This is a genomic window from Pseudomonas sp. VMV1, assembly GCF_056790235.1.
In genome coordinates this window covers 754,542-771,283 of sequence record NZ_JBXGSE010000003.1, presented here as the reverse complement: position 1 = coordinate 771,283, position 16,742 = coordinate 754,542, and the positions used below count along the sequence as shown (strand labels likewise).

15 protein-coding genes are annotated in these 16,742 nt (G+C 62.0%); 13 read left to right on the top strand and 2 right to left on the bottom strand.

Going from position 1 to position 16,742, the window contains the following annotated elements; all coding sequences use genetic code 11:
• Window positions 1-5 precede the first annotated feature (5 nt).
• Genes ACUCV0_RS13615 through ACUCV0_RS13580 form a run of 8 tightly spaced genes read left to right on the top strand, consistent with a single transcriptional unit; the run spans window position 6 to window position 9,927 of the window.
• Window positions 6-1,178 (top strand): DegT/DnrJ/EryC1/StrS family aminotransferase, encoded by a 1,173-nt coding sequence (locus ACUCV0_RS13615; protein WP_059316584.1) that lies wholly within the window; start codon window positions 6-8, stop codon window positions 1,176-1,178.
• A gap of 19 nt (window positions 1,179-1,197) precedes the next feature.
• A complete protein-coding gene (locus ACUCV0_RS13610) occupies window positions 1,198-2,733 on the top strand; it encodes a lipopolysaccharide biosynthesis protein (protein WP_323148934.1) in 1,536 nt (511 codons plus the stop codon).
• 1 nt (window position 2,734) lies between these two features.
• Complete coding sequence (locus ACUCV0_RS13605) at window positions 2,735-3,670, top strand: glycosyltransferase family 2 protein (protein ID WP_313648280.1); 936 nt, start codon at window positions 2,735-2,737, stop codon at window positions 3,668-3,670.
• 58 nt (window positions 3,671-3,728) lie between these two features.
• On the top strand, window positions 3,729-5,942 hold the full coding sequence (locus ACUCV0_RS13600; protein ID WP_323148933.1) for a polysaccharide biosynthesis tyrosine autokinase: 2,214 nt from the start codon (window positions 3,729-3,731) through the stop codon (window positions 5,940-5,942).
• Between the two features lie 57 nt (window positions 5,943-5,999).
• Window positions 6,000-6,530, top strand: coding sequence for a transcription/translation regulatory transformer protein RfaH (gene rfaH / locus ACUCV0_RS13595; RefSeq protein ID WP_059316588.1), 531 nt, complete (start codon window positions 6,000-6,002; stop codon window positions 6,528-6,530).
• A gap of 35 nt (window positions 6,531-6,565) precedes the next feature.
• Entirely contained in the window at window positions 6,566-7,564 is a 999-nt protein-coding gene (locus tag ACUCV0_RS13590; protein ID WP_059316589.1) for a glycosyltransferase, read from the top strand.
• Complete coding sequence (locus ACUCV0_RS13585) at window positions 7,561-8,808, top strand: glycosyltransferase family 4 protein (RefSeq protein WP_482212917.1); 1,248 nt, start codon at window positions 7,561-7,563, stop codon at window positions 8,806-8,808. Before ACUCV0_RS13590 ends, ACUCV0_RS13585 begins: the two co-directional genes overlap by 4 nt.
• Before the next feature lie 30 nt (window positions 8,809-8,838).
• Window positions 8,839-9,927: a glycosyltransferase family 4 protein gene (locus tag ACUCV0_RS13580; RefSeq protein ID WP_482212916.1), complete on the top strand. Its 1,089-nt coding sequence runs from the start codon at window positions 8,839-8,841 to the stop codon at window positions 9,925-9,927.
• Window positions 9,928-10,036: 109 nt separating this feature from the next.
• Here ACUCV0_RS13580 and ACUCV0_RS13575 read toward each other — a convergent pair whose 3' ends face one another.
• On the bottom strand, window positions 10,037-10,351 hold the full coding sequence (locus tag ACUCV0_RS13575; protein ID WP_156428978.1) for a hypothetical protein: 315 nt from the start codon (window positions 10,349-10,351) through the stop codon (window positions 10,037-10,039).
• On the opposite strand from ACUCV0_RS13575, the gene ACUCV0_RS13570 reads away from it, so the two are divergent.
• On the top strand, window positions 10,331-11,530 hold the full coding sequence (locus tag ACUCV0_RS13570; RefSeq protein WP_271653345.1) for a glycosyltransferase family 4 protein: 1,200 nt from the start codon (window positions 10,331-10,333) through the stop codon (window positions 11,528-11,530). The genes ACUCV0_RS13575 and ACUCV0_RS13570 overlap by 21 nt on opposite strands.
• Before the next feature lie 3 nt (window positions 11,531-11,533).
• Here the strand turns inward: ACUCV0_RS13570 and ACUCV0_RS13565 are convergent, their stop codons facing one another.
• A complete protein-coding gene (locus tag ACUCV0_RS13565) occupies window positions 11,534-12,397 on the bottom strand; it encodes an isocitrate lyase/PEP mutase family protein (RefSeq protein WP_059316594.1) in 864 nt (287 codons plus the stop codon).
• 270 nt (window positions 12,398-12,667) lie between these two features.
• On the opposite strand from ACUCV0_RS13565, the gene ACUCV0_RS13560 reads away from it, so the two are divergent.
• The 4 genes from ACUCV0_RS13560 to ACUCV0_RS13545 all read left to right on the top strand — a co-directional run bounded on the left by ACUCV0_RS13560 (window position 12,668) and on the right by ACUCV0_RS13545 (window position 16,732).
• Window positions 12,668-13,906 (top strand): methyltransferase, encoded by a 1,239-nt coding sequence (locus tag ACUCV0_RS13560; RefSeq protein ID WP_482212979.1) that lies wholly within the window; start codon window positions 12,668-12,670, stop codon window positions 13,904-13,906.
• Window positions 13,907-14,041: 135 nt separating this feature from the next.
• Window positions 14,042-14,254 (top strand): hypothetical protein, encoded by a 213-nt coding sequence (locus tag ACUCV0_RS13555; RefSeq protein WP_059316596.1) that lies wholly within the window; start codon window positions 14,042-14,044, stop codon window positions 14,252-14,254.
• A 470-nt stretch (window positions 14,255-14,724) separates the two neighbouring features.
• Entirely contained in the window at window positions 14,725-16,134 is a 1,410-nt protein-coding gene (locus ACUCV0_RS13550) for an undecaprenyl-phosphate glucose phosphotransferase (RefSeq protein WP_059316597.1), read from the top strand.
• A 160-nt stretch (window positions 16,135-16,294) separates the two neighbouring features.
• On the top strand, window positions 16,295-16,732 hold the full coding sequence (locus ACUCV0_RS13545; RefSeq protein WP_482212915.1) for a low molecular weight protein-tyrosine-phosphatase: 438 nt from the start codon (window positions 16,295-16,297) through the stop codon (window positions 16,730-16,732).
• The last annotated feature ends 10 nt before the right edge of the window (window positions 16,733-16,742 follow it).

Below are 16,742 nucleotides of genomic sequence, written 5' to 3'. Positions count from 1 at the left end.
GGATCATGATCAATGTGACCAAGCCCTATCTGGGCGACAAGGAACGCTTCAAGGCGTATATCGACAAGATCTACGCCAACAACTGGATAACCAATCAAGGCCCTCTGCACGCCCAGCTCGAAGAGCGCCTGCGCGATTATCTAGGGGTCAGAAACATTATCCTGGTCAACAACGGTACCCTGGCCCTGCAGGTCGCCTACCGCGCCCTGGGCCTGTCCGGCAGCGCCATCACCACGCCCTTCAGCTTCGTCGCCACCACCAGTACCCTGCACTGGGAGGGGATCCGGCCGGTCTTCGCCGACATCCACCCGGAGACCTGGAACCTGGATCCGGCCAACGTCGAAGCGGCCATCGAGTCCGATACCTCGGCCATCGTCGCCACCCACGTGTTCGGCAACCCCTGCGATGTCCGTGGGCTGCAACAGGTCGCCAATCGCCACGGCCTGAAGGTCATCTATGACGGTGCCCATGCCTTTGGCACCCTCTACGAAGGTCGCTCCGTGCTGGAGTGGGGCGACATCTCCACCGTCAGCTTCCACGCCACCAAGCTGTTCCACACCATCGAAGGCGGGGCGATCATCACCGAAAACGACGAGCTCGCCGAGCGCGTCCGGCGCATGATCAACTTCGGCATCGTCGATGCCGAGCGCATCGAGGGCGTGGGTATCAACGCCAAGCTCAACGAGGTGTCCGCGGCCATGGGGCTGTGCATCCTGGACGAGCTGGAAGACATCCTGGCCCGGCGTGCCGTCATCGGCCAGCACTATGAGCGCCGCCTGCAAGGCGCGTTCGACCTGCAGCGCCCCACCTACGGCAGCCAGCTGAACTACAGCTACTTCCCGGTGGCCCTGCGCGACGAGCCGAGCCTGCTGGACACCAAGAAAGCCCTGAACGCCGTCGGCATCAATCCCCGGCGCTATTTCTATCCGTCCCTGGAAACCCTGGATTATCTGCAGCCCCAGGCGATCAAGCCGGTCTCGCGCAAGCTGAGCCAGCGCATCCTCTGCGTGCCCATCTATCCGGACCTGCCCCAGACGACTCAGGACCTGCTGCTCGAGACCCTGCTGTCGGCACAGCAGAAAAAGACCAGCCTGGAATCGCTGCGGGCACTCATTACACCGGCACAGCTGCTGCCGAGCTGGGATTTTCCCGGCGACTCCTCCCCTGTTCTAACTTGATCCTGGCCCGCTATCTCTCATGACCAGTCCCGCGAAAGTGTCGGTGTTGCGTAACACCCTGATCAACTATGCCGGCCAAGCCTATGCGCTGCTGATCGGCATCTTGATCCAGCCGATGTATCTCGGTCATCTGGGTGCCGAAACCTACGGTCTGATCGGCTTCTTCGCCGTGCTGCAGACCTGGCTACAATTGCTCGACGTTGGCATTTCCGCCTCGCTGGTCCGCGACGTCGCCCACGGCCGTGGCCAGACGGGCGCGGCGGGTACCCGCGGCCAGCTGCTGCGCTCGCTGGAATTCGTCTTCATTCCTCTGGCGACCCTGGCCTTCGTCGCCATCGAGCTGAATTCCAACTGGATGGCGGCCCATTGGCTCAATGTCCAGGGCCTGCCCACGGAAACCGTGGCCCACTGCATTGGCCTGATGGGGCTGATGATCGCCTTTCGCCTGCTGTCGACGCTGTACAAGAGCGGCGTCCAGGGTGTCGAGCTGCACGGCTGGCTGAATCTGGTCAACGTGCTGATCGCCACGGTGCGCTACTTCGGCGGCCTGATCCTGGTGATGTGGATTTCCCAGGAGCCCCTGGACTTCTTTGTGTTCCAGGCCTTCGTCGCCGTCTTTGAGATGCTGGTCTATGCGCTCAAAGCCTATCGCCTGCTGCCCAACCCCACCTGGTGGAGCGGTTTCGACTGGCAACGCGTGAAGCCCATCGTGCCCTTCGCGCTGAGCATGTCCTTCACCTCTATTCTGTGGATCGCCCTGACCCAGCTCGACAAGCTGGTGCTGTCCAAGGCCCTGCCGCTGTCCGAATACGGCTACTTCAGCCTGGTGGCGCTGATCTCCACCGGCATCGTCACCCTGACCAACCCGTTGGTGCAGGCGCTGCTGCCACGCATGACGGTACTGGTATCCCAGGAGAAACCGCTCGAACTGGAAAGGCTCTATCGCAACGCGGCACGCTTTGCCTTCGGCATCCTGCTGCCCCTGGCGGCCATGGTGGCCTTCCACGGCGAGGCGCTGGTCTTTGCCTGGACCGGTGACAAGGTCTCCGCCCACTGGAGCGAGCCGATCCTGTTCTGGTACGCCTTGGGCTCCGCCCTGCTCGCCCTCAGTCAGTTCCAGTTCTACCTGCAGTACGCCTACGGCAAGTTGCGCCTGCACGTCTGGTACAGCCTGGTCTCCGCGGCCATCTCCGTGCCCATCGTGATTCTGGTGGTCCTGCATTACGGCGCCTATGGCGCGGCGCTGGCCTGGTTCTTCATGCGCCTGATCCCCTTCGTGATCTGGCCGATGATCGTGCACGGTCGCTTCGCGCCGAATCTGCAGCGCTACTGGAACCAGGATCTGCTGGTAGCCGTGGTGGTGACCGCCATCGGCGTGGGCCTGAGCAAGCTGCTGTACCAACAGATTCAACCGCAGGAGCGGTTTTCCATCCTGGCCACCCTTGCCCTGGGCGGCGGACTGACCCTGGTGCTGATGGCGCTGAGCTACGTGCTCTGTTCCCCGAAACAGACCCGTACGCGCCTGTTTTCCCAACTCTACAAAGCAGGTATCTGACATGGACGCTCGGACCGAAGCAGAGATCATGAAGAACTGGCCTACCGACTCCAGTCGGCCAGTCGTCAGCGTCGTCTGCCTGACCTTCAACCATCGTGACTACATCGCCCAGGCCATCGATGGCTTCCTGCGGCAACAGACCAATTTCCCCTTCGAGATCATCATCAACGATGACGCCTCGACCGATGGTACCCGGGACGTTCTCAAGGACTACGAGAGCCGTTACCCCAAACTGATCCGCCTGATCCTGCAACAGGAAAACCAGTACAGCCTGGGCAAGCCCTACGGCATGCCGGTCTTCCAGCACGCCCGCGGCGACTACATCGCCTACTGCGAAGGCGACGACTACTGGAACGACCCGCGCAAGCTGCAGCTGCAGGTGGATTTCCTGGAAAACAATCGGGACTACGCCCTGACCTTCCATGCCTCCTATGCCTTCAACAGCAAGGGCATCGTCAATCCGCAGCGCTTCGATGGCCAGGATCACTACGACCGTAGCGAGACCGAGCTGAAGCAGGCCCTGCCGCTGTCCACCCTGACCGCCTGCTTCCGCAATGTCCTGCGGGGACTGCCGCCGGAACTGGAAACCGCCGCGCTCATGGACATCGTCTGGTGGTCGCTGCTGGGCGCCCATGGCAAGGGCAAGTTCATGGACGAGATCCGTCCGGCCGCCTACCGCGTGCACGAGGGTGGCATCTTCTCCATGCGCGCCAGCCAGAAGCGCCTGCAGATGGATCTCCACACCCAGTACTGCCTCGCCAACTACTACTACCGCCTCGGCGACAGAGACCTGCACATCTTCTTCCTGCGCCAGGTTCTGAGTCTTTCACTGTCCTCGATTCCGCCGACCCAGAAGGTCAAGGCGCTGCTTCGAGCGGTGTGCAACATCACTGTGAACATCGGGCGACGCTTCGCCCCCAAACGCGTCACCTACTGAACTTACCCATAGCAGTTTTCCGGCTGCGACGTATCCAGCTAAGAGGAAGGGATCCCCCATGACCGCCATGCAGCGCTCTTCGTTCGAACAACACGAAGAACAACATCTGGACCTCAAGACGATGGCCCTCACGCTTCTCGATCACAAGAAGCTGATCGCGGGCATCACCGCGGGCTTTCTGGCCGTGGGCATCACCTATGCCGTGCTGTCGACCCCGCAGTACATCGCCGGGGCGATGATCCAGATCGAACCCAAGAAGAATGCGCTCACGGCGGTTGCCGAGACCGTGGTGCGCCCCAACTCGGCCTCGCCGGCGGTAGCCGAGATCGAGCTGCTGAAGTCGCGCGCGGTGCTGACCAAGACCGTGGAGAACCTGCGCCTGGATATCGAAGCCAAGCCGCGCTTCTTCCCACTGATCGGCCACTACCTGTGGCGGACCTACGAAGCCGACAAGCCGGGTCAACTGGCGGACAGCTGGTCGCCGCTGCGCGGTTTCGCCTGGGGCGGCGAGCAGATCGACGTCTTTCAGTTCGACGTTCCGGACGACATGTACGGCGAGACCCTGACGGTCGTGGCCGGCAACAACGGTCGCTATCGCCTGCTGGACAAGGACAAGCAGCCGCTGCTGGATGGCCAGGTCGGCCAGATGGCCAGCGGTAACGGCTATCGCATGCAGATCAAGACGCTGACCGCGCGTCCTGGCACCGAATTCAAGGTGACCCGCAACCGCGTCATCACCACCGCCCAGCTCTATCAGAACCGCATCAAGACCAGCGAAGCGGGCAAGGAATCGGGCATCATCTACCTGTCCCTGGCGGACGAGAATCCCGAACTGGCCAAGAGCGTCCTGTCCGAGATCAGCCGCCTGTACGTGCTGCAAAACGTCGAGCGCAGCTCGGCGGAAGCGGCGCAGCGCCTGGACTTCCTGCGCGGCCAGCTGCCGGCGGTACGCAAGGACCTGGAAAGTGCCGAAGCGGCGCTGAACAGCTATCAGACCAACAGCCGCTCCGTGGACATCAGCCTGGAAACCAAGGCGGTCCTGGACAAGATCGTCACCCTCGACAGCTCCATCTCCCAGCTCAAGCTCAAGCAGGCTGAATACGATCGCCTCTATACCCGCGATCACCCCAGCTACAAGACCCTGCTGAACCAGCTCGCCCAGCTGGAAGTGGAAAAACGCAGCCTGCAGCGCAAGGTGGAAGCCCTGCCCAGCACCCAGCAGGAACTGCTGCGCCTGAACCGCGACATGAAGGTCACCAACCAGACCTATCAGCTGCTGCTCAACCAGGCTCAGGAACAGGACATCATCCGCGCCGGCACCATCGGCAACGTGCGCCTGGTCGACAACGCCGACGTCAACCTCGACGAACCGGCCACCAACCGCAAGATCGCGCTGATCCTGTCGCTGCTGCTGGGCCTGGTGACGTCCGTCGTGGTGGTCTTCGTGCGCCAGGCCTTCCAGAAGGGCATCGAGAATCCCGACACCGTCGAGCAGATCGGCCTGCCGGTCTACTCTACCCTGCCCTTCACCAAGGACCAGGAGCGCCTGAACCGTCGCCTGAAGAAGAAGACCCGCACCGGCGAGCCCAATCTGCTGAGCGTGGTGCAACCGGCCAACCTGGCGGTGGAATCCCTGCGCAGCCTGCGTTCGAGCCTGCACTTCGCCATGCTGGAAGCCAAGAACCGGGTGATCATGATTTCCAGCCCGACCCCGGGCGTCGGCAAATCCTTCGTCTCCAGCAACCTCGCCGTGGTAGTCGCCCAGTCGGGTCAGCGCGTACTGCTGATCGACGCCGACATGCGCAAGGGCTACCTGCACCGCGTGTTCGGCCTGCAGCCCCAGGCCGGCCTGTCCGAACTGCTGACCGGCCGCAGCAAGCTGCGCGAAACCATCGTGCCGAGCGGTGTCGCCCAGCTGGATGTCATCGGCTGCGGTCAGGCCGCGCCGAATCCCTCGGAGCTGCTGATGCATGCCAACTTCTCCCGCCTGCTGGACGAAGTGGGCAGCCTCTATGACCTGGTGATCGTCGATACCCCGCCGATCCTGGCGGTGACCGATGCCGCCCTGGTGGGTCGTCTGGCCGGTACCACGCTGCTGGTCACCCGTTTCGGCCAGAGCACCCTCAAGGCCGTGGAGAACTCCCGTCGTCGCTTCGCCCAGAACGGCATCACCATCAAGGGCGCCATCCTCAACGGGGTTCAGCGCAAGGCGTCGATGGCCATCGAGGACGATGGCGCCTATGGCTACTACGAATACGGCCCCCGTACCTGATCCGCCGCTCCGCCGCTCCGCCGCGACTGACTGCTTCCCAGAGAAGGAACTCACCCCATGACGCTCGCCCATCCCACCGGTCACTGGTATCTGGTGCAGACCAAGCCCAACCAGGAAGCCCGGGCTGAAGAAAACCTGAGCAGACAGGGCTATGTCTGCTTCAGGCCCCAGCGCGAGCGCAAGGCGTCGGGCAGAAGTCGCGCGGCAGGCAGCGAGTCGCTGTTCCCGGGTTATCTGTTCATTCAGCTCAACGATGTGAACGACAACTGGTATCCCATCCGCTCGACGCGCGGCGTCAATCGGATCGTCAGCTTCGGCACTCAGCCGACGGCCGTGAGCGAAGGCATCATCGACGACATCCGCCAGCGGCTCGCCACGCTGGCGGAGCCTGCTCCTACCCACCAGCCCGGCGAGACCGTGCGGGTGCAGTACAGCCAGGCGCTGGAAATGGACGCGGTTTTCCTGAGCGCCGACGGTAACGAGCGGGCAATCATCCTGCTCCGCATCCTGCAGCGCGAACAACGGGTCAGCGTTTCTCTTGATCAATTGTCGGCAGCGACTCCCGTCAACCAACGGTTGCGCGCCTGACCAAGAACTGTAAGACCCTTTGGAGGAGTCTCTTCATGCAATGCAAAACCACGGTCGTTACCGTCACCTACGGCAATCGCCTCGGCTATCTGGAGCAGCTGGTCACCCGCGCCCTGGCCGAACGCACCATTCACCAGGTCGTGGTGGTGAGCAACGCGGCGACGGTATCCCTGGATAGCCTCGAAGCCCGCTGGCCCGGCCAGGTCAAGGTGATCGCCCTGAGCGAAAACACCGGGTCCGCCAACGGTTACGCCGTGGCCCTGGAAGCCGCCCTGGCCACCGACACCACCCATATCTGGATGATGGACGACGACAACGCACCCCTGGGCGATGCCCTCGAGGTGCTGCATCGCCGTCTCGACGAACTCGGGGCCGTCCATGGCCGCGACAAGGTCGCCGTGCTCGGCTACCGGCCGACCCAGCAGGCCGACATCGCCCAGTGCATTCCCACCCGGATGATCACCCAGCCGCGTTCGAGCTACTTCGGCTTCCACGTGGCCCGCATCCCCTACAAGATCTGGCGCCGCCTGCCCTGGGGTCGTCCGCGCGGCGGCAAGCCGGAAGCCCTGGTCGAGCTGCCCTTCGCGCCCTATGGCGGCATGCTGGCCCACCGCAGCCTCTATGAGCGCATCGGCCTGCCGCTGCGCGAGCTGGTGCTCTACTCCGACGACACCGAGTACACCTACCGCATCACCCAGGCCGGCGGAAAGCTGTTCATGGTCACCGAGGCGGAGCTCGAAGAGCTGGAGCACTCGTGGAACATCAAGGAAGGCACCAGCAACGTCTACCAGAACTACCTGCAGGCCGGCTCGGACTTCCGCGCCTACTACGCCGCCCGTAACCAGGCCTGGTTCGACAAGAACGTCTGGGCCAGCTCCCGGCCGATGTACAGCCTCAACCGCTACGTCTTCCACACGCTGCTCAAGTGGTTCGCACGCGACGACAAGAGCCGCCAGCGTCTGGCCTTGATCCGGCAGGCGGTCCAGGACGGCGAAACCGGGGCCCTGGGTATAAACCGCAGCTATCCACTATGAAACTGCTCTTTCTCAACAGCTTCTATCCGCCCCATGTGGGCGGAGGCGCAGAGCTCATCCTGCAACGCAGCGTGGAAGGCTTCCAGCAGCGCGGCCACGAGGTCGCCGTGCTGGTGACCGGCCCCGAGCAGGGTGTGCACCAGGAGACGGTGAACGACGTTCGCGTCTATCGCGCCGGGCTGAAGAATTTCTACTGGCCCCTGACCCAGCAGCGCCCCGGTCCGCTGGCGCGCTTCGGCTGGCACTTTCGCGACCAGTACAACAGCGCGATGCGCGCGCCCCTGCGCGAGGTGCTGCAACGGGAAAAACCGGATCTGGTGGTGTGCCACAACCTGTCCGGCTGGTCGGTAGCGGCCTGGGACGAGATTCGCGACAGCGGTACCCCCATCGTCCAGGTGCTGCACGACATGTATCTGCTGTGCCCGAAGAACACCCTGTTCAAGAAGGGCCAGAGCTGCCAGAACCTCTGTGGCAGCTGTGCCGCCCTGCGCCGGCCCCACGCCGAGCATTCCGCCAAGGTGGATGCCGTCGTCGGTGTCAGCCGCTACCTGCTGGACACCATCCTGAACAAGGGGTACTTCCGCGGCGTGCCGAGCCAGGTCATCCACAACAGCAGCCTGATCGCCGGCAGCACCGCGGAGATCCCGGCAGCCAGGTCCGACGGCGCCGTCCGCTTCGGCTACATGGGCACGCTGTCGGAAAACAAGGGCGTGGGTTGGCTGATCGAGCAGTTCCAGCGCCTGTCGCTCAACGCGACCCTGACCATCGCCGGCAAGGGCCAACTGGATTACGAAGCCCAGCTCAAAGCCATGGCCGATCCCCAGAAGGTCAGCTTCGTCGGCTATCAGAAGCCCGCGGACTTCTATCGAGAGATCGACGTCTTCGTGGCGCCTTCGCTATGGGCCGAGCCCTTCGGCATGGTCGCCGTCGAGGCCTGCGCCTTCCAGAAGCCGGTCATCGCCAGCCGCATGGGCGGCCTGCCGGAGATCGTCAGGGATGGCGTGAACGGCCTGCTCTGCAATGCCGAGGACCGCGATTCCCTAGGACGTGCCCTGCAACGCCTGCATGACGATGCCGAGCTACGGCAGCGACTGAGTCTGCTGAGCCGGACCGCGGTGGCTGACCTGCTCAGCATGGACACCATGCTCGACAGTTACCAGAGCCTCTTCGAGCGCGTCCTGGGCGAGGCGCAGAATGGCTCGACCGCGGCGCGTCATGTTCCTCATACACAGCTTTCCAACTGATCCACCCAGGTCACGGCAACGGGCAGAATCATGATCATCGTCAATTCCCGCTTCATCACCCAGGATCTTCGCGGCGTTCAGCGCTTCGCGGAATGCATATCGCTGGAGCTGGCGAAGCTGCGATCCGACCTGCGCTTCGTGGCGCCGCCCGGCGTCGTCAGGCCCGACGTGGCCAAGCGACTGAACATCGAAATCATTGGCACTCGCCAGGGCCAGCGCTGGGAGCAATGGGACTTGCCGAACTGGTTGAAAAGCCAGGGCAGCCCCCTGCTGCTGTCGCTGTGCAGCACGGCGCCGCTGCTCTACACCAACCAGATCGCCACGCACCACGACATCAACTATGTGCGCTTTCCCGAAAGCTATTCGTGGAAATTTCGCACCTCGTATCGCTGCCTGATCCCCATGCTGCTCAAGCGGGCGAACTCCCTGATCACCGTCAGCGAATTCTCCCGGGACGAGATCTCGCGCTTCTATCGCTATCCGAGCAGCTCGATCACGGTCGTGCCCAACGCCGTGGCCGACGCCTTCACCCTGGCAGATCGGGTCGCTGGCGCAGAACGCCCCTATTTGCTGGCGGTGTCCTCGCCCAGCTACCACAAGAATTTCTCGCGGATGCTGGAAGCCTTCGCCGCGCTGCCTCGGGATCTGAACGTCGAATTGCGCATCGTGGGTGACAGCCACGCCGTGTTCGGCCAGAGCGATCTGGTGACCCTGGCCGCCCAGGATCCTCGGGTGAAGCTGCTCGGCCGCATCGACGACGCGGAACTGGCTCGCCAGTATCGCCAGGCCACCGCCTTCGTCTTCCCGTCGCTCTACGAGGGGTTCGGCATCCCGCCCCTCGAAGCCCAGGCGTGCGGCTGCCCGGTGATCTCCGCCAACACCGCCTCCATGCCGGAGGTGCTGCAGGACAGCGTGCTCTACTTCGATCCCCACGAGACCTCCAGCATCACCACGGCGATCTGGACCATCCTGCAGGACGAGCAACTCAGGAACACGCTGCGCACCAAGGGCCTGGCCAATATCCAGCGCTTCAACTGGCAGACCTCCGCGAGCAAGGTCTCCGCGCTGCTGGACAAGGCCCTGGCAACAGCACCCAAGACCACCGCCAAAGCCGCCTGAAAAGCACACCACGACACTAGATCAGTGACCAAGAGAACTCATGGAAGAGACATGCAAAGCCACGGAAGGCCAGAGTTGTTCCTCTGCCCCCCTGACTCTCGAGAACGCCTCATGCGAGTCCGGACACGTCGTGCAGGCCGCTGATCGCCACGTCCTGGAAGGTGGCTCGAACAACACTGCGGTCGCGGCCGCGGAGCACCTGGAAAACGCCTACTTTTTCGAAAAGTCTGCAACCGACGCCGTCTTTGCGAAAAGCCCAAACATCAAGTTGCACGAACTCGAAAGCGCCGTGGAAGGCATCGAGATTACTCGGCTGCCCTGGGGATATGCAGTGACCAGAAAAACCAGCACTCCATGAATCAGCACCAGCACTTGATTTCATTTCACGCTTAAGGAAGACGACATGAAAATCGCCATCGTTCACGACTGGTTGGTAACCTTTGCTGGCGCCGAACGCGTGCTTGCTGAACTGCTCGATATCTGGCCGGAGGCCGACCTGTTCAGCGTGATCGACTTTCTGTCGGACGAGGATCGGGCGCTCCTGCAAGGCAAGCAGGCGACCACGACCTTCATCCAGCGTCTGCCCCAGGCCAAGAAGCGCTATCAGACCTATCTGCCGCTCATGCCGCACGCCATCGAGCAACTCGACCTGTCCGGCTATGACCTGATCATTTCCAGCAGCCATGCAGTGGCCAAGGGCGTCCTGACCGGCCCGGACCAGCTGCACATCAGCTACGTCCACTCGCCCATCCGCTACGCCTGGGACCTGCAGCACCAGTACCTCAAGGAAGCCGGTCTGGACCGCGGCCTCAAGGGCAAGCTGGCGCGCGTCATCCTGCATTACATCCGCATCTGGGATCAGCGCACCGCCGCTGGCGTGGACGCCTTCGTGGCCAACTCCCACTTCATCGCCCGTCGCATCAGCAAGGCCTATCGCCGTGAAGCCAAGGTCATTTACCCGCCGGTCGACATCAGCCGCTTCACCCCGGCTGGCGACAAGGACGACTTCTACCTGACGGCCTCGCGCATGGTGCCCTACAAGCGCATGCCGATGATCGTCGAAGCCTTCAGCCAGATGCCCGACAAGAAGCTGGTGGTGATCGGCGCCGGCCCCGAGTTCGAAAAGGCCAAGGAAGTCGCCGGCCCCAACGTCACGCTGCTGGGTTACCAGGACTTCGACTGTCTGCTCGATCACATGCGCCGAGCACGGGCCTTCGTCTTCGCCGCCGAGGAAGACTTCGGCATCACCCCCATCGAAGCCCAGGCCTGCGGTACGCCCGTCATCGCCTATGGCCGGGGTGGCGTACTGGAAACCGTGCGGGGACTGGAAACTCAGCATCCCACCGGCGTCTTCTATCCGGAGCAGAGCGTAGCCTCACTCTGTGCCGCCGTGCGCCAGTTCGAAGCCCTGGAAACGCCGATCAGCCAGCAGGCGTGCCGACAGAACGCCGAACGCTTCGCGACCAAGCGTTTCCGTCAGGAAATGCGTGCCTTCGTCGAAGCCCGGGTTGCCGCGCTGCATCTGCCAACCGACCTGGATCTGGATATCGTGACGCCCTTTCCCAGCAAGGGCCTGCAGCCGAGTTCGCTGAACACGGCCTGATCGTTACTCCTTCACGTCCATGAATTCCCGCGCCCAGACTCGATATTCCTGCAATGTCGAGTACTTGGTGGACAGCTCGGAAGCGGACAGATCGGACGCCGTGATGTCGCGCTGCTCTCGCAGGCAATCGTAGGTCGCCTTGATCGCGGCGAAGTAGGCGGCATGACCATTCACCACCACCCGTACCCCGGCCTTGGCCAAGCGTGCGTTGTCGCGCAACTGGGGATTGCCGTAGGTCACCAGCATCACCGGGACGGTCAGGTGCTGGGTAATCTCTTCCAGATGATCGAAGTCGCGAATGCCGACCATGCAGATGCCGTCCGCGCCCGCCGCCTCGTAGGCCTTGGTGCGGGAGATGACTTCCGCGGTGCTCAGTTCGGTGGCATTGGTGCGGGCGAAGATGCTCAGGGCTTCGTCGATACGGGCTTCCAAGGCACCCTTGATCTTGCCGATGCCCTCTTCGACGCTCACCAGGTCGGTGGATTTGCGGCCATAGCCAGCCGGCAGCACGGTGTCCTCGATGGTCAGGGCCGCCACCCCGGCCCGTTCGAGTTCGGTGATGGTACGCATGACGTTCAGGGCATTGCCGTAGCCGTGATCGGCGTCGGCGATGATGGGCAGGCGTGCGACCCGGCCAATGCGCGTGGCCTGTTCGACGAACTCGCTCAGGGTGATCAAGGCGAAGTCCGGTGCCGCCAGGACCTGCAGGGAAGCCACCGACCCGCCGAGAATGCCCATTTCGAAACCGAGGTCGTTGGCGATGCGCGCCGACATGGGATCGAAGACGGACGCCGTGTGGTAGCAGCTGTCCGATTTCAGCAGGGCTCTGAACGCTAAACGCAGCTTGTGCGGGGAGGTTGGCTTCATAGGATTTTCCTTCTGGGAGTTACCGAACAGACAATGTTAGCGCGACAAGTAGTGGTCACACGACCAGATGTCTGGCTTTGAGATAAATCGATTCATCAATCTGACTCATGGTCGACACTCAGCCTCGCGTCCGCGATCGCCAGCAGCTAAGGACCCTCGCCGTATCCAGGACCAGGCCGATGGCCGCTCCTGTACCGGCGCCGAGAGCCGGAAATTTCGATACCCAAGGCGCCCGGGCGACGTGACAATAGCGGCCAGGTCCTGTCTCTCCTGCCCATTCTGTCATTGCCTACTGCCATCATGCTCGCCGATGCCTTTCTAGAACGCTTCACCGCCCTGGATCTCTTTCTGACCCGGCATCAGCATCTCTGGCGACCCAGACCCTTCGTCGAACGGGCGCTGGACTGGGAGGCGGGCTACCCGGAGCTGGCCAGCTGGTTGCGGGCCCGCAGTCTAGAAGAGGCCGAAGAGGCCCATAATACGCCGCAACTGCTGAAGGCGCCTGAACCCTTCCGCGGCCTGGCAGCGACGTCGTTGGCCCTCACCCAGGTCAGCGAACACCCAGACAGCCTGGGCGGCGACCTGCCTGGCAGGCAGGACGTCGACGTGCCGGGGCGCAAATGGCTGCAGATCGAAGCCTTCACCCGCAAGCTGGATTTCCAGCAGCCCGTGCAGCGCTGGGTCGACTGGTGCGCCGGCAAGGGACACCTGGCCAGGCACCTGACCCATCGAGGGGCACCGGCCATCTGCCTGGAGGTCGATACGGCGCTGGTCGCGGAGGGAGAAAGGCTCAGCCATCGGGCTCATGCGCCCGTGCACCATTATCAGGCCGATGTGCTCCAACCGCTGGCAACGGCTCAACTCGGCACCCGCGACACGCCCGTCGCCTTGCACGCCTGTGGCGACCTGCACGCACAGCTGCTCAAGGTAACGGCGGAACGCGGGTGTCAGCAGCTGGCCCTGGCGCCCTGCTGCTATGACCGGATCACCGCCGAGGTCTATTGCCCGCTGTCCACGGCAGCCAGGGAGTCGTCGCTTCGCCTGGACCGTGAAGCCCTGCGACTGGCCCTGTGTGAAACCGTCACCGGCGGACAGCGAGTGCGGCGTGACCGGGATCTGTCCATGGCCCGGCGGCTGGGATTCGATCTCTTGCAGCGCGAGCTCAGCGGATGCGATGTCTATCTCAACACCCCACCGCTGCCCAGCCATTGGCTACGCCAACCGTTCTCGGCCTTTGGCGCAGAGCTGGCACGGCGCAAGGCGCTGACCCTTCCCGCCGGTATCGACTGGTCGCTCTGGGAACGCCGGGGCTTCCAGCGACTGGCAGAAGTTCGTAATCTCGAACTGTTGCGTGGCCTGTTCCGCCGTCCGCTGGAGCTCTGGCTGGTACTGGATCAGGCGCTGTTCCTACAGGAACAAGGTTACAGCGTGAAGTTGGCAACCTTCTGTCCGGCCAGCCTGACACCGCGAAATCTGCTGCTGACCGCGGAAAAGCCTGTCTTGGCCTAGGCCACAGCCGCTCTATCCTGCACGTTTGTCGGAATCTGAGCAGGGAAATGTAAAAAATAGCTTTTGGTGATGGACTTCTCACAAAGTCTGCACAATAGTTAGATTGCAATCTCGCAAAAAGCAGGAATAACAAAAATGCGCTACTACCTGCCCGTTTGGACCGGCGTCGCCGGTTGCCTCGTCTTCGCCCAAGCCCAGCTGCCCTGGCTTGCGGTGGCCTCGCTCCTCGTCAGCTGGTCTTTCCTGTTGTTCTCTCCGGATAACTCCAGAAGCTCGGCCTGGCACTCCAAGATTTCCACCCTCCCCGTCAATTCCCCCTTGAGCTTTCAGTCCCACCATCGCCATTGAGGCGTTCCGCAGGCCAGGGACTGGCCTACATCCGATCTGAGCATTCAGCCTGTCTCAATGTTTAGTGAACAGGATCACAAATCCTACATCCCGCGCTCAAGTCCGACGGAACGTTTTCCCCTCTCGTGCTGCCCAGATAAACCACTCATCGCGCCTTGATGCGATAGAAGTGTGCCACCCGTCCGCCCGCACTGTGACGCACTCCCCCCTTCTTCACATCCCCTCTCCCGCCGCACCTCGTCTGGCGTGCTATTTGCCCTGATTTGGGCTAGCTCGACAGCGCCTCCCTGCCTTTCTACCGTGTGAACCTCTTAATCAGTGCCGAGTCCTAACGTCGCTACAGCCATCATGGCATTTAGCGATCGGTGGTCAGTCATCGGTCCTAGAGCGCCATAGTGAACATTTCATACGCTGGTAGCTGCCCCGCCCAGTTGAAAGTTCGTGCACGGTATACGCACAAGGATGGAACCATGAATTTGAAAGAACGCGGCATTTTGCATACGAATTCCTCGGCAATCTCGCTCGCACACCGCCTGCTCGACCTCGCCGTGATCACGCTGAGCGCCTATGTGGCAGGTACCTGGGCGTCGGAAACCGGCATGCGTCCCGAGCATTGGGTCGTCATCTTCCTGTCCTTGCTGATCTTCCATTTCCTCACCGAGCTGAACCATGTCTATGGTTCCTGGCGTGGTGAGCGCATCACCGATGAACTGCTCAAGATCGCCACCTACTGGGTGCTGACCTTTGCGACCGTATTCATGGTCGACTACTTCTTCTTCGACCAGTCCTACCTCTCGCCCGGCGTGATGCAGGGCTGGCTGGGCCTGACGCTGGGTACGCTCTGCGGCTATCGCGTGCTGTTGCGCTCGATCATGCACTCGCTGCGCAAGGCCGGCATCAATACCCGCCACGTCGCCATCGCCGGCAACGGCATGGTCGCGCAGCGTCTGGCGCACACCATCAGCACGGCGCCCTGGATGGGCCTGCGCATCGCCGGCTTCTATAGCGACAACCAGGACACCGGCGAAGAAGGCGTGCCCAGCCCCGCCCTGAACGGCGGCCTGGACCAGCTCATGCAGGACGTCCGCTCCGGCCAGGTCGACAAGGTCTACATCACCCTGGGCATGGCCGACCAGAGCAAGATCAACTGGCTGGTCCAGGAGCTGAGCGACACCACGGCGTCCGTCTACATCATTCCGGACATCTTCATGTTCCACCTGCTGCACGCCCGCAGCGAGAGCCTGGATGGCCTGCCCAGCATCAGCATCTTCGATACGCCGATGGATGGCGCCAGCCACATCGTCAAGCGTATCGAGGACATCGTGCTGTCCTCCATCATTCTGGCCATGATCTCCCTGCCCATGCTGGCCATCGCCATCGGCATCAAGATCACCTCGCCCGGCCCGATCTTCTTCAAGCAGAAGCGCTACGGCATGGACGGCAAGCCGATCGAGGTGTGGAAATTCCGCAGCATGAAGGTCATGGAAAACGGCGCCAAGGTTACACAGGCGACCAAGAATGACACCCGGATCACCCCGTTTGGTGCATTTTTAAGACGTACTTCTCTCGATGAATTGCCTCAATTCATTAATGTACTCCGCGGCGAGATGTCCATCGTCGGCCCGCGCCCCCACGCGGTCGCTCACAACGAGCAATACCGCAAGCTGGTGCAGGGCTACATGCTCCGCCACAAGATGAAGCCCGGCATTACCGGTTGGGCCCAAGTCAATGGCTGGCGCGGCGAAACCGACACCCTGGACAAGATGCAGAAACGGGTCGAGTTCGATCTGGACTATATCCACCACTGGTCTTTCTGGTGGGACGTCAAGATCATCTTCCTCACCCTGTTCAAAGGCTTCATCAATAAGAACGCATACTGAGATACGGCCGGGGCCACGGGCCCCGCTACTCAGCACGACGATCTGGAGCCTGGACTCCTGACTCTAATTACATCGGCAGCGAGCAACGCCTGAAGACAGGCCATTGCTGGGCTATCTGCCGTCGATACCTGTTGTCCGGACAACAGGAAGGTTTTGAAGAATGATCAAGTCAATATTGGTTGTATGCGAAGGGAACATCTGCCGCAGCCCGGTCGCAGAAGCACTACTGACCAAGGCACTGGAAGGCCGTGACGTCCAGGTCAGCTCTGCTGGTATCAGGGCGCTGGTTGGTCATGGCATTGAGAAGACTGCACAGGAGGTACTCCGGGAAAACGGTATCGATTCCACTACCCACAAAGCTCGCCAAGCGGATGCGGAAATGCTGCGCAAGGCGGATTTGATTTTGACCATGGAAGAGTTTCACTCACGCTCCGTCGAAAGTATTGCTCCTGAAGTCAGGGGTAAGGTTTTTCTGATCGGGAAATGGTTGAGCAATCAAGAAGTACCAGACCCTTATCGCCTTTCTAAAGAGATGTTTCAAAATGTGCACATACTTTTGACGCGCTGTGTAGACAGTTGGCTTCCATACATCAAATAGGGAAGAAGGA